This window comes from Devosia sp. A449, assembly GCF_054489375.1.
This window is the reverse complement of the sequence record NZ_JBTMWU010000007.1, coordinates 112679-127146: the sequence shown is the minus strand read 5'-3', so window position 1 is coordinate 127146 and position 14468 is coordinate 112679. Positions and strand designations below refer to the sequence as shown.

Genomic DNA, 14468 nt, shown 5'->3' with positions numbered 1-14468 from the left:
TTTTCCATCGCGCACAGGTGCATACACGTGTCCGAGTAATCAAACCGACACATGCAACCGCGCTCACCCGACAGCGCCGCGGGCCACTGTTTTGTTGACAGTTCGGATTCCGCCTCCGATGCTGTCCGCGAAATTTGTTACTGACCTACTTTCTGGCGAACCAAGTGGCCGAGTGCCGACATGCGCATACTGCCGGTTTTTTCGATCCAACTGGATATCAACCCCGTTGCCAGCAGGTCAGGCCCTATGTCGGTCAGATCACAGCCCGTATGTTCGCGCATTATCGCGTTAACCGCCTCCGCCTCCGCCTCGCCGCCCTCGGACAACTCTACTACGCCGAGCGACTTACCCAGAGAGCCATTCAGAACAGACGAAGGAATACGAACCGAAAATTCCCAGTTTGCCGCTACTCCCGATGCACTATCGGCAATACGCATCTCGTCGACGAGCTTAATCGTCTCGGACGGCACCCCGCCAGCCGCAGTTAAAATCGCCAAGCGCAGTGGTGGGGTATCGAGGCGGAGTTCTTCGATATTGTGCAGATGCACGCGGACCATCTCCGCTCCCCAAGCGACAAGGTACTGGGTTTGATCATGTCGACGGTTGGCGATGCCACGCAACTCAGGGTCGCTGGCGTCGAGAGTGACAAGCAAACGGATGTGGCCTGCCAAAATGGAAGGTTGGCGCTCTGCCCAATTTATGACGTCACCCGCCATTTTCGCCTCGGAGGGAGTGAAGGCGACAAGCGTCGAATAGGTCGAACCAGGTCTCGCAGCGTCCACCAGGTTCCGCAGCTCCTTGATATTTGTCACGGATCGGGTTCGTAGATTCTCGCTAGGTGCCCCTGGCAACTGGCCGAGCTCAGATATTCTGGCCAGTGAGGTGCCGACCTTGTTCAATCCAAGTAGTTCGAGTCCACAGACAATCTGGATGGGGTTGGCCTCTGGTCGGACTATGCGTTCGATTTGCAGGTCAGTCAGGGGAGAGTAGCACGTTTCATTGCTTGATCTGGATGACGCATACCGCCGACGGTAAATCGAGCGGTCGTACCCAACCGCGGGATCTTTGCCTTCGATATCGGCCAACGCATGATAGATGTCATCAGGGGACCCAAGCATCGATGCGACCTGCCGCGAGCCGAGCAAATAGCGGAAGCGCGTGGTGTCCGGGATAGGTACCCGCCCGAGAATACCGAGGTCGAAGAGTTCCTCCAACAACGCGGTAAATGCGGCCAGGGATGGTACTTCTGAGGCGGTGGGCCAGAAGTAGCTTGCCTCTTCCAGCAGCTCCTCTGGACGGAGGCCCACAACTCGCGCCTCATGCTCCCTGCCTTCCGCGTTCAAACGGCCAAGAGTGTAGGCGACCAGCGCGTAACGAGGATCCAGATTGAGAGTGAGGTGGAATTTTTCTCTTACGCGGCTTTCGATGTGCTGAAAACCGCGATGGGCAAACAGTGTATCGCTTGCGATTGGCCACAAGGGCACGCCCGCCGGTAATCTATAGGCTTTCCCGCTGCCCGCGCCGTGCAACGTCCAAAGAAGCCCCTTCATGTACTCCTGAACAAGGGAAGGGTAGTAATTTGCCCAAGCCAAGATCTCTTCCACAGCTTCGTGGCTCTCGAACCGGAAGCCTGCTGCCCTCATCGGGTAGACAACGAGGTGATGGGCGGCTCGCTTATCGTCTTCCGTTCGATTCAACGGTCCGATGCAAATCGGGCTTCCGAGGTGAGCCAGGGGCGAATTCGGCTGGCGGAACATGCGCTGGACATTGTGGAGCCCCGCGAAAACAACCTTGAACGCACGCCCGCTGTCCTCCATGAGTTCCTTGAGTTTGCTGAGCTCGGGGTAGTCGGCTCTAGTGTCGGCATCCATGAAGTGATCCGCCTCGTCGAACATGCAAACGATGCGTCCGTGCGGTTTGAGACTGAGCCAGCGCTGGATGTCCCCCGATACTGCCTCCGGGGTCCGGCTAGTTGACTGAACAACCTCCGGCAGCATCTGGGACAGGTGGGTCCAGACCTGGGAGGTCTTTTCTGAATTGCCCAGCGACTTTACGTCTCTCCTAACGACATGCTGGTCCTTCTCTGGCGCATTCTCAGTGCGCTCCACATGACCGAGTAGCGCAGATTTGCCGAGCTGGCGTCCTCCATAAACGAGGCAGCCATCTGCCGTTTTCGACATGATCTGACGGATCTCTGCCTCGCGCCCGAAGAACATCTCGGGAGGCAATGCACCCGCATCGGTGGTGTATGGATCAACCCGTCCATAGGGCAACCCGCACTCGAAGATGGTACGCAGCCTGGTGTGCCGGCGCGTCGCGGCGAAAGTCACAAGTGCTTCGTCGATTACCAACGCTGGTATGGCGTTCGAACGAAGTCGCTCCGCAAGATCCCGGCGTCTGGACGGATCAATGACCCCCGCCATGATAAGTATGGCTGGCATTTCAGGTGTCAGTATGCTGGCAACCGCTTCAGGAAGCACGCCGGGTCCGGTCAGGACCAATCTATATCCTGCGGTAGCCTGAGAGCCGAAGGAGGCGGGACAAACAAGCCATCGATGCGACCCGACCGAATGATGCCCGAAAGGGTGCCATGCCATAGAGCTGTACGGCCTACAGGACGCAGGTCATGCAGCTTAACGTTCTCAAAGTTGAGCTCCTCGAAGAGCTGCTTGATTGCAGCTCCCAAAGGAGTGCGCATGGCCAGCGACGCCACGATGTCGTGATAGATCTTCACGAACGACAGGCCCGCAGGTCGTCTGTCTTCATCGACGAAAAGGTGGCCGGGCCGCTCAATTTGGGCTGCAAAGGCAACATATGATCTAGGCCAGTCCGACGACCCCGCAAAAGCCAGGAACTCGGGCGCGAATTCCCCGATTACTCCGCTTAGATCGGTCTCGAATGACGCTGCCGATCGCCCGTCTCGAAGTTGAGCGATCCTGTCCTCAACCGCCTCGATGGTCAGATGGTCGAGGGCATCAGCGAGTTCTGTGGCTTCCTCGAAGTTCCGGTCATTCCTATATTCGGAAATGCGAGCCCGCTGGTCATTTCGGATGTTGGCGTCAATCTGCCCAACAACGGCGTCGAGCGAAGCAAGCTGGCGCGGCACCTCAGCTAGGTCATGCACCTCGGTGCCAGTACCTGTGGCAGCAAGCCGGTCAAGGGTAATGCTACACCATTCGAGCTGTCGAGCGAGCGTGTCCTGATGCTTGTAGTCGACCTTGGAAATTGACCGCATCCGTGCCTGACGCCGTTCGATCTCTTCTGCCCAGTGTCCGGTAAACGTAGCGATGCTCTCGCGAATTTTTTCGGTGGCATCGATCTTGAATCGCTCCGCCAGTCGATAGGCTGTGTCGAAAGCAGCCTCGCCACAAGCGCGGGACAGCGCCTGATCCGGCGCCAGCACAGCGTCATCGTTAAGCGCGGCAACAAGCAGCTCGAAACGGTTTTCTCCGCTTTCAAGGGCATCCCGGACATCAGCCGGAAGCAGGTCTCTTTCTGCAGATAACGCTTCGTCCAGTGTTGCGAACGTACCGCTATCGGCTCCATCCAGAGCTTTCCGTGCTTCAAGAAGCTGTCGACGTATCCATGCGGAAACGCCCTGGGTAAGGATGTCTAGACCGCTCGTTTCCTCTTGCACGAGGCCTTGGACCGCGCGATCAAGTCTGGATTGCAGGTTCCCGACCGTGGACCTGATACGCGTTTCAGAAAGCTGGTCGTGTGACTTCTCGCCTTCTACCGCACCAACCCAGCCCATAAGCAGGCCCCTGGGCTCGTCGAACTGGCGGTACAGGTAGTCGATCCCCTTTGCGTGAAGGCGCGCAACACTGCGTCCAGTGCTGTTGGCGAAATTGACCGACTGCGCGTCTATCAACGAGGGCGAGCCAAGTTCACTAATTGCCGTCTTGGCGAGTGAAAGGGCTTTTCCGTCTCCGGCATTTATCGCATTTATCGCCTTTCCCACCAATCCATACTCGGACGCGACTTCATGCATGAAAGCGGTTGCGAAGGGCCACCTTGACGTCTTTCGCACGAACGCCGCTCTCCAGGCATTCAACTGTTCAACGAACCGCTGACGCTGGGGAGGGCGTTGGCTTCCAAACATCTGAGCCAGCACATCCGAGCTCGGAGGAAAGGCGTAGTCGAGATTCGATATAGCTTCGGCTACCTGCTGAAGATGCTGTCCAAGCACGCCTCGGCACAACCCCTGCAAGCTATTGCGAAGATTGGCGGACAAGATAGCGGGACGAACCAGCGCCCCCAAGACAAGCACCGAACTCAAATCATCCAGATCGTCGGCTATGGCGCGGTTCGCAATGGCCTCGAACTTGGAGGTGTCGGCACCATAATCAAGTCGAGCCATCCGACTGGCTGCGCCAGCCTTGAGAGCGACAGCCGAAATGTCCCAGCTTGCCCCCTGGCCTTCAAGTGTCTCAGCTACGTCGGCTGCGATCCCGATAAGGTCGCGACCTAAAAGATCAACCAGAGTTTGGCTGGTTACTGTCGAAGGCAGCGCCGCCAATTCGGGCGCGGGCTCCTGTTCATCGTTCGCAGCGGTCGTCACATAATCGACTTCCGGGTGCCAAGAGCGGGCTGACTTGGTTTCAAGCGGCCCTTCAGCAGCTTCGTCCTCTTGAGCCGGCTCCATCAAGTCGATGTCAGCCTCCTCATCGGGAGCACCGGCAATCGCCTCGTCCTCGTCTCCAGGAGGGGCATGTTCATCATCGACTGACACCTCCGAAACAGCGGTGTCAGGTATCGCAATTGTGACCGGTGTTTGTTCCAACAAGCCGACTAGCTCACGAGATACCGCCGGGACGTCTTCACATCCATTCGAAATTAGAACTGCCAGAAGCTCAAATACTCGATCGCGCGCCGCGGTCTGGTCAGAGAGATTAGATTTTGCCTTGTTTGCCTCTGGCGCAACGCTGGCGACGGTGGCGAAATCATCTTCTTGTGTCGCGACGTTGATCTTCTCACGAAGGTCGAACACCATCTGCTCCAACGCGCCAGCAGCACTGGTCATCCTCACCAGGCTATCTGCTAGGCCGAGATCCAGCAGTTCGGCAAAGGCAGCAAGCCCGTCTTCACTAACGGTGTCAGTCGAGTGTGGAATCCCGAAGGTCTGCAGTTGCGCGAAAAGAGTCTCATGTCGCTGCGCTGGAAGATGCTCAGCTATTTCCATCCCCAGGTCCGCAAGCTCGGAGATTAACTTGAAATTATCAGCCCCCGCCTCTGTATCGAGGTTGGAGGCAAGCCTCTGGAGGGTGTTCACCAGCTGTTGCATAAGCTCGGCGGATGGCTGGAAATCCTGCTTTCCGCGGTGTTCAAGCAACGAAATGGCGTCACTCGAAGGCGAAGGATTGTGTTCCTGAGGCATTGAAAGAGAGGCTTCCTTGAGAAGCGCTACGGCGGCCTCGGTGACCGACCTAAGGCCATCTGCCCGCACGCGATACTCGTAGGACGCAAGCGCATACTCGCAAAAGGCCGCAACAGCCAAGTCAACGGGGGCCGGGGAATCATGAAGCTGAAACAAGCGCTCATGGAAATCCGGGTGCGACTTGAGCCGAAGCTTAGACAGTGGGAGCTTGCTCAAGACCAGAGGCAGTTTGCCTGGACCACTCGATCGCTGCCCCGATCGATTGCCGCCAACGGCCACTTCCAGGACCGGCAATACCCAGGGTGCCTCTTGGGCGCGAAGTAGGACTTCCCTGTAAACACCCGGCGTGTCGCGGAAGTCTACTTGAAACCCGAACTCCGTGACCAGAAAGCGCAGATCTCGAACCGAGAAGTGCCCGCTGCGGGCAAAAAACTCCACTGCGTCAGGCGATATTTCAAGGACAGGAAACCGGTGAACGGCTTCGAGTTGCAGTGTCTCATCTGGCTTCCAGCCAGACATTAGCGTGCACACCGTCTTAGCATCGGCAGACCGCTGGGTTGCCATTTCCGTGTCACTGGTAGCCGTTCCCGGGAATTCAGGCAGCATCGGTTGCGCCTCCGCGTGCTGGTTGATCCCACTGCGGATCAATTTCCACTCCCGCTTCTATCAAGATTGACTCGATCCAAGCGAGGGCTGGTCGCCGCTCGAATTCCGGCCAATGCCGCTGGTTAGAGTAATCGTTCAGGCAATGTGTGCAGCTAGACACGCAGTCGGGGTTTGAGCACGCCAACACACGCCTCGCTGCAAGCAGCAGATCCCTGGCGTGGTAGCCGCTGTCGCTCGTCAGGCGTGTAGCGTACCCAGCGCCACCCGAGACTGAATCGTATAGGACCACCACAAGGAAGCCACTCAACCTTTGAGTGAGCGCCCTTATGTCACGAGGGTCGGTTTCAAGAAGGTCGGCGGCACCAAGTCGCAACGCTTCTTGGAGAGTACGATCCAGTTTGGCGTCCGGGACAATGGCGTCCCCGGATGGACTGCGAGGAAAGCCTTGAAACAACAGACAGCGTACGTCTGTCTCGAAAACATGCGCCAAATCGATCGGAAAGATGGGCTTGGTTGGATCAAACCGGCACGACTGGCCGCTTCTGGGATTGCTATGGTTTGGTAGCGTCGATCGTTGCTGCCAAGCTCGCTCCGGCCCAAATGCATGCACCGGCTCTGCGTGCTCGCAATGGTGGCACCAGGCGAAGCCACCACCATGTCGCCCTCTATTCACGTTTATGATGCGCCCCAGTTCGTGGTCTGGTCGGTTGGATCCTGGCGCATGGAAGGTAAGAATACTGGGGACGTCGGTAGGAGCGTACTTCGACCAAGGCGCCTCGGTTAGCAGGAGGGCTTCATCTGACACCGTTGGTCGAATCCGGCTCGCACCGGGATCGCGCCCCTGTCCGTCGACTACAGATGTGAGAAAGCCAAGAGGTCTGATGAAATCACGTGTTCGATTGGCCTTGCTAAAGGTCCAACCGCACTGCTGACAGGTTGTTCCGACAGTTTGCCCCTGCACGGTTATCTGAGGAAAATGGCATGCATCACAAACTCTGTATTGAGCTCGCTCGATAAACGCATCGTCCCCGGTGAATTTCGACCGCTTTGATATCCCGTCACTGGTCCAGACTCTGCCACCAGCCACGATTTCTGCACCCGGGGCGTACTCGGATATTCCGATGGAACCGTCTCGATCCAACTCAAGCAGGGCCGAATCCGCGGACTGACCCGCGGTATTGAGTACCTCGAGGGAAACCGAGTGCACAGGAAACGAGTAGGTTGGAATGACCGCTCGCCGTGACAGTTGGTCTACTAGGAACTGGTTCAGATAAAGTCGTTGCTGCGTGCGCAAGGCTACAAGGGATCGATCGATCTTTTGGAACTGGTCGGCCGCAACCTTGTCCAAGGCAGCGCGCTGTGTCTCCAGATCGTCAATGGCTTCTTGCATAAGCCCCCAGCGACCCCACACTGCATCGCACAGTCCACGCATGCGAGTTCGCATCAGGTCCGCCAAGTCGTCTGAACCCAGTCCAATCCCCTGTATGTGAGTTGGCAGCCGCTGGCTCAGGTTCGCGGCTTTCTGACAGTCGGCACTGGCACCGGCCAACCAGGCTTCGAAATCCTCTTGAAAGGCCTCTCTTGCTTCGCGGGTCAACGCTTCGGCGAATACGTCACGTAGGCGGGGTGATCCAGGTCGACCATATGTCGCGAGCCTGTGCTCCAAGAAACGCGACAGGAGCATGGAGAGCTGATGCCTGCGGAAAAAACCGGCATTGTCCAGGCTGAGGTATGGAATAATCGGCTGGGTATCCAGGTACTCACGAAAACCCTCGAAGACGGCGCGATCGTATCGTCCCGAGCGGGCCGTCGTTAGCACGATGGGAGCGACTTGTGCCCGGCGACCTGCACGCCCGGCTCGCTGCTGGTAGTTAGCGATCGATGGTGGAACGTTCTTGCAAAGCACGCTCTCTAGATCCCCGAGGTCGACACCCATTTCCATCGTGGTGGTACACGACAAGAGGTTGACTTCACCGGCTTTGAAAAGCTCTTCGATGTCGGTGCGGACGTCGCCCGCGATGGCAGCGGTATGCTCCCGTGCTATGCCCATCCTTGGATGCTCGAGATATCGCGCGACATAGTGGTTTTGCGACGCCATGTCGCGCCGCTCCTCGGCTGTAATCTGACGTAGGTGGCCAGTACACTTCATGGATTGGCACACGCCGGCAGTGTCGAACTGTGTGCGACTGCCGCATGATAGGCATTGGTACAGGGTGACTTCGGTGCCAGGTACAACGTAGAGGTTTCGGTCGAACTTCAGACCGCGACCCACCCCGTGCTTCGCGGTCATGGATCGCGTACTCTCCATAGCCTTCCAAAATCCCGTTAGTACATCACGGATTTGGTTGTCATCGATAACCACTCCCACTGCCCCTGCCATCCGACCCAACAGCGAAGTAAACCGGTTGGGCCGTCCGGCAGCCGGGATCAGGTTCATCGGGAGATGCGTGTTCGGATTTCGCTCCAAGGTAACGCATCGGTTCTGCTGTGCTGAAATTCTGGTCCAGATCGACTCATCCACCAGGTCGATCATTCCCGATTCTCGCTCTGCAACGGCCCTATGCTCGCGAATGACCTTCAGGAGATAGCGAACAAAGGCTTCAGCGTCGGACTTGAGAGCCTCGGGCAGGGTGCGTTCGACAGCAAGCGTGGGCCGTTGAATTTCACTGTAGTCGACGCCAATCAACCCAAAGCCTTCAAGACTTAACCTCCCTCGCCCGAAAACCGTAAGCTCCGCAATAATCAGCGCTTTAAGTCGCAGGAGCTCGTTGGACCCCGTCTCTAGCTCCGGAACGACGCCGGGCCTGTAAAGGCGAAGGCCGTCCGCCCGAAGCTCGCGAAGGACGGCGCCCACTAGATTGTCGATATCCATCTTTCCGCCGCTCAAGGCGCGGAGTATCGCACTTCTCACGGCCTGTTCGCGGGATGTTCGCTCAAAGAACGGGGCAAAGAACGCCGCATCTTGGCGATTGTCCGAGAACACCAGCAGGTTCCGACCACCCATTGGCGGGTTAGTACCTTTTTCTCGCGCCGCCATGGCCTCTAGGAGCGCCTGTGCCGCCACAGCGGCAATCGCCTCATCACCGGGGCGAACTTTGGTCACAGGCTCGCTGAATCTGGACGATCGATGGTTGCAGGCTACGCAACGGGGCAGATGTCTAGATCCATCGTCGGGATCGACGTCTAGCTCAGCCACTTCGAGAGTTACCGCGCCAAGGTCGCCTTGATTCACTGGCCGCCCGGTCTTGGGGTCGATGTAGACGTGTAACGTCTGGTTCGCCAAGTCGCTGTCGTCTTCTTCCTCCACGGTATTTTGCCCTGGGACTAGGCGTAGGAGCTTGCGGATACCCGTGCTTGAACTGGGTTCCAATGCAATGCCCGTATCCCATGCTTCAATGTACGGCTCACCGCAGTTCCGGCAGACGAAGAGTTCATATGCTGGCCTGTCGTCGCTCCCTTTCTCGGCGCCAACAACGACCTCGCCGAGATTGTCCGGAGCGCCGCATTGCAGCGTTATTCCGGTTCGGTCTGGAGCTCGCGAGATCAGATGGTAACGAGCGGGCAACAATGGAAAGACGGAGGAGTCTGAGCTAACCGCCAGTACACCTACCGAGATCAAACCGATCAATGCCTGCACTGCCTCTTCGCCGGCAAGCGGAAACAACTCAGCGGCCAGCGCCTCAATGGCTATGGCTCCGCCTTCAAGCCGCTGGGCCAGCGAGTGGGTTTCCTCCAGCCCGGCAAGCCTTTTTATCAGCGCATCGCCTATCGAAGGTGCATCCTCGAGCTTCAGTTCAGGAAGCGAGAGTAAATCGGCCTCGAAATTCCAATCCTGGACAGACATCGGAGTGTCGTTTTGAGTTGCTTCCCTAGCAGCTTCTACGAGGCGACCCGCCCGAACCCACTGGCTGGGAGACACGCTACTGCGTGCAGTAGTCGAGACCAGGCTCGGATGAGGCATCCTTGCACTAGTGATGACCGAGCGCTCCCCATCGAAGTCCTCACCAAAGAGTCGCGACGCAAAATCGGCCAGTTCTTCTTTTCTCTTTGGGTCGAGCGAGGCTGACGTACCTACACACCGCAGATGTCCATCTTGAAGGTTTAGGTGCTCCTTCAAGCGTCGTAGAAGAAAAGCGACCTCGATCGCTTGAGCACCGGCATAGGTGTGGATCTCATCAAGCACCACCCGCCGCAACTGCGCCCCCATTAGGAGCTGTCGATTCGTTGGGAGCAGGAGGATGTGCTCGAGCATTGCGTAGTTCGTGATCAATATATGTGGCGGGCTAGCACGCATCTCTGAACGCGACAGCAGCCAGTTGTCTGGTACATCCGCTTCCTCGCCGAACGACTCGACAAAGCTTGAACTTGTCCGAAGGCGAGTGACTTCCTCAGCCCGTGTCGCACGCGACTTGACCTGCCCAGTATACCTCCCCAGCGTAATACCTGGATCGCCCAGATCGCTGAAAAGCAACTTTGCAATTCGACTCAGCTGATCATTTGCGAGGGCGTTAAGTGGATAAACCAGTATGGCTCGCACGCCAGGCCTGCTCAGGTCCCCTTGCGCCAAAATGTCATCGATGAGGGGATAGAGAAAGCTCTCGGTCTTGCCAGATCCTGTACCAGTGGCGACGAGGTAATTATCGGAGCGTCGAATGGCTTCATCTTGGTGGGCATGAAGCTTCCGGGCCCAAACGCTCGGTGCATTGTCGGCGAATGCCCGCCATTGAGGTTGGAGCACACCTTCAGCGCAAAGGTCCGCCAAGCTCTTCCCCTTCTGGAAATCGGGGAGAGTCTCGACGTACGGGCCCTTGACGAACTGCAACTCGCCTATCTTGTTGCGAACCTCCGCGGCCAATCGAGGCGTCCGTATCCCGTTGATGGGTGAGGAAGTCCCCACAAATCGCGTGAGTGTGGCATTCAACTGGTCACGGAAGTCATTGGGATTCAAAGTCGTCATGGTGGACTACGCCTGCGCAATAGCGAACGACCAAATCGCTCGGAAGTATGCGAAAAATTCAACGGCAGCACGAACCATCAAGGTCAACAGCCGCCCGACTTCTTGCCGTGACAGTCCCGTCCGGAACACGAGGTCCTCAACAAAATTATCAACCTGGCGCTGTGCGCAGGCGCGAGCGAAGCGCTCAACTTGAACGGCGATTCTAGCGGGCGCGTCGTCTCCACCACCGCCGGTGTCAAAGCTTCGAATCTTATCGATGGCATCGACATGCGCGCCGTTGATCAATTTCGCGCTTCGGCCAATGCTATCGCGTCCGACCAACGAGCGAAGATCTGTCTCTCGAAGCCGATACCGCAGGGATCGGAATGCGTGTTGGAGTGTACCCACTCCGAATTGCTCGGGAAGATTTAGGTCCGTACCCACTCTATCAAGCCATAAACCGAGCGGCTCGTCGCCCGACAGGGAAGGGAGCGGTGAGGGTGCTTGCATGGTATGAAGCTGGTTCAAAGGATAGAGGCCCGATGCCTCGGAAAGCCCCGTAAACGCAGTAGCGGGCGCCTCAAATATCCAGGGCGCGACGCCAATAAGGTCATGCCGCGGTGACCCGTTGTCTGCTCTGGCCGCATTGATGATCGACTTCACGGACCCGAGCATCTTTGAAGCACCCACCCGCTTCATGCCCACATAATAAGATGGTGTCAGTGCCGTGCTAAGTTGCCCCCACAAGGCCTCTACCTCAGGCTCCGCCAAGAAGCGTGCTAGCGTGGTAACCTCGCCCAAATTCATAGGTGGGACGCAGCCCGAAAGTCCGAGTGCCACCTTGATCCCTCGCCCATCTTGCAGTGGGGTGAAGGACCCGCCAGGCGACCGCATTGCAAACAGAACTCTACTTGGATGTAGAAATGCAGTTCGGTCTATTTTGACGTCCAACCTACCCGTCTCGAAGTCGTGGCTGACGGTCACTCCGACCAATGGCGAAAACTCGCTCGGGTTTCTTCCAAAGCTGTAGTCCCCCTCCAAGACTTCTCCCGACATACTTTCGACGGACACCCTGAGCCCGTCAAACTCAATGCGGGGCACCACGGCCATGCTCAATTCGCTTTCGGACTCACCAAGAATGAGGGTGCCGGGGTCATCGACCCGCCGAATATGCGCCAGAAGGTCAACGCGGCCATCGCGACGTCGGAGGGCCACACGGTCATCATCGCCCTCATCGTGAAGAGCAGAGGACGGAATTTCGATGCTCGAGCGCTGCCGAAACGGGCGGTACCTCTCGTGCCCAAACAATATCAACGACGCTTCGCGATCGGGCGACCGAAGCATCAGGGTGTCATGTCGATTGCTATAGCCGAATATGACTACAGAACCCCGGGGCACGTAGACCTTGTCATTGTCTTGGATACGACAGTGCCAAAGTTTTTCGCTTTGCGCCGCAAGCTCGAACTCGTGGACTCCGCCGTCATCCTCAAGACCTAGTATCGGGGTTTCAACGTCTGCGCGTTCGTTGACCGAAAGCAGCCCGTCACGGACCAGCATCCCAGCGCTCCTCGCAGGATTGTAGTTTGAAGGGACTGGTATGTTGATCGGTTCCCCGGGCCCCCGGAATCCAGGCCATACCCAAGCCTTTGTGGATAGCTCAGCACGGGCGGATGGATCGCCAGCGGCACCTGGCGCGAGGACATCAAATTTCACTTCAACAGGATCGGCGACGGAACCCAGGCCGAATTTGGCGAAGTCTATGCGGCAGTTTTCCATCGATTGGAAATCAGCACTGAAGAACCTGATGTCATTCCCGACAGTGGCTCTAATCACCCTGGTCGCGCCGCCGACTTCAGTGTTTACCCTAAGGACTATGGCCCCCTCGCTTGCGTAGAGAGCACGTCCCCCTTCACGTCCGATAACGGCTCCATCGAGCCAAACTGACCCCTCTGACGGCGACCTCAGCGAAAGTGTCCCCCCGTCTGCAAATGTGATGACCTCGTTCGCAACGACCCAGGCGACATTGCAGCGATCGTCCTTGGCCGGTATCGCCTCCCCAAATGAAGGGCTAGCGAAGCTAGCGGCGCTGAGCACCACCAGCCGCTCGGCTGCGACCTCCAGATATGCCTGCTCCAATGGAACCCGACTGATCAACTGCCCAGTATCGGCATCGAAAACCAAGGCTTCGCGATCAGTCGGTGCTAACGCGATCTCCTGGCTAAATGTCGCTGAACTCCAGGTGATCTTCTCAGGCCATGGCGCGGGAAGCGAAAGTCGCTGCCCCCCAGAAATTCGGGTAGGAACAACGCCCATTCGGACCCATTGCGTCCCGCTTGATCGATCCGCCTGGAGTCCAAGTAAGTCTCCGGCCCAGAAGATTTTCGGTGCCCCCACAAGATTGGTGCGTCGCGTACCATAAATCTCGGACGCTTCGTCGAAGGCACTGAAAAGGTGTGCCTCTCCTTCACCGTGAGGAAGTTCGCCTTGACGCCAAGCTTGGAACTGTCGGGCAGAGTATGCCGATGCATCATAGTGGATGGTGTCACGCAACCGCGGATGATTTGGGCACCTTTGAATTACCGCAACTCGCTGCCAGCGGCGCGCTGCAGTCGTGTCCTCTATCGCCGGAGGACCAGAGCGCAACGCCGTCTGCACGAACGCCTTCGCTAACTCTCGATGTTGCGCGCGTGCAGGGCCCAATGGTGGGAAAAACAAGGTCGATGGCTCGTTGCCTGAAACAGGCAGCCCGAGTTTCCTTGCCGCCAGTCGAAACTTGCCTTTGAGGATTTCTCTGGACGAGGAGTCCGAGAAATCCTCACCCGAGAAATTGCTGACATGGCTGTATACCTCGCTAGTGCTCTCACCATAATGCAACGAGAGGGGGTGAAGCACCGCCCAAATGGCCAGGGTGGGGTAGCGATCGAGTAGCGTCGACAACCCGACCTGCTTGACGGCCAGTACGGCCAATTCGAACTGGGATTGTGATGGACGGATGTCCGCGAGAAACGGCGTTGATCCAGCGCCAGTCCAGGCAGTATGAAAATCCTCATCCAGTGCCTGCAGGTCCTGATGGCCGAGTATCCTCCTCTTACTAACGATGCCCCCCGACAAAACTATTGCCCCCATCTCAACTCACTGGGTAGCTGACCCGAGATGAGAATTTCCCCAAATAAGCACCCGAATTTTCGTATGCGCGAAATAGTATCCGTCAGTTTTTGTTCGTTTGCAAACCGCCTCTGAGTCCGGTGAAATCTCACTAAATAGATAGCGCGACCTCGTCGAATAGTGATCGCGAGTGCCGCCAGTATGCCAACGCCCCCGGACTTGACACGTCTCGACCCCAGGCGCGTCTTGCACCCAGATCATTGTTGGGGGACCTCCGGCCCCCGTGCAGAGGTCATTCATGGGTTGGCGGTCGCGGAGACTCGAACCGCCAACCAACGCAGGGCCATTGCTCCAGCTGAGCTGATGAGCACCCGCGCTTCGGCGTCAGCGCGGTCTATATGATAGGGTCTGGCGTCAATATGTGATGATTGCTGTCCTTACGTG

Annotated in this window: 4 protein-coding genes; all 4 read right to left on the bottom strand. The window is 57.5% G+C overall.

The window, feature by feature from the left end; all coding sequences use genetic code 11:
- Window positions 1-137: 137 nt before the first annotated feature.
- The 4 genes from ACX3OW_RS17755 to ACX3OW_RS17740 are packed head-to-tail and all read right to left on the bottom strand — an operon-like array spanning window position 138 to window position 14030.
- Window positions 138-2501: a hypothetical protein gene (locus ACX3OW_RS17755; protein WP_459097129.1), complete on the bottom strand. Its 2364-nt coding sequence runs from the start codon at window positions 2499-2501 to the stop codon at window positions 138-140.
- Window positions 2492-5983, bottom strand: coding sequence for a hypothetical protein (locus ACX3OW_RS17750; RefSeq protein WP_459097128.1), 3492 nt, complete (start codon window positions 5981-5983; stop codon window positions 2492-2494). The genes ACX3OW_RS17755 and ACX3OW_RS17750 overlap by 10 nt, the downstream gene beginning before the upstream one ends.
- Entirely contained in the window at window positions 5973-10940 is a 4968-nt protein-coding gene (locus ACX3OW_RS17745; RefSeq protein ID WP_459097127.1) for a DEAD/DEAH box helicase, read from the bottom strand. Before ACX3OW_RS17745 ends, ACX3OW_RS17750 begins: the two co-directional genes overlap by 11 nt.
- Before the next feature lie 6 nt (window positions 10941-10946).
- The gene (locus ACX3OW_RS17740; RefSeq protein ID WP_459097126.1) at window positions 10947-14030 is read right to left on the bottom strand and encodes a hypothetical protein; all 3084 of its coding nucleotides are present in this window, start codon (window positions 14028-14030) and stop codon (window positions 10947-10949) included.
- Window positions 14031-14468: the final 438 nt, after the last annotated feature.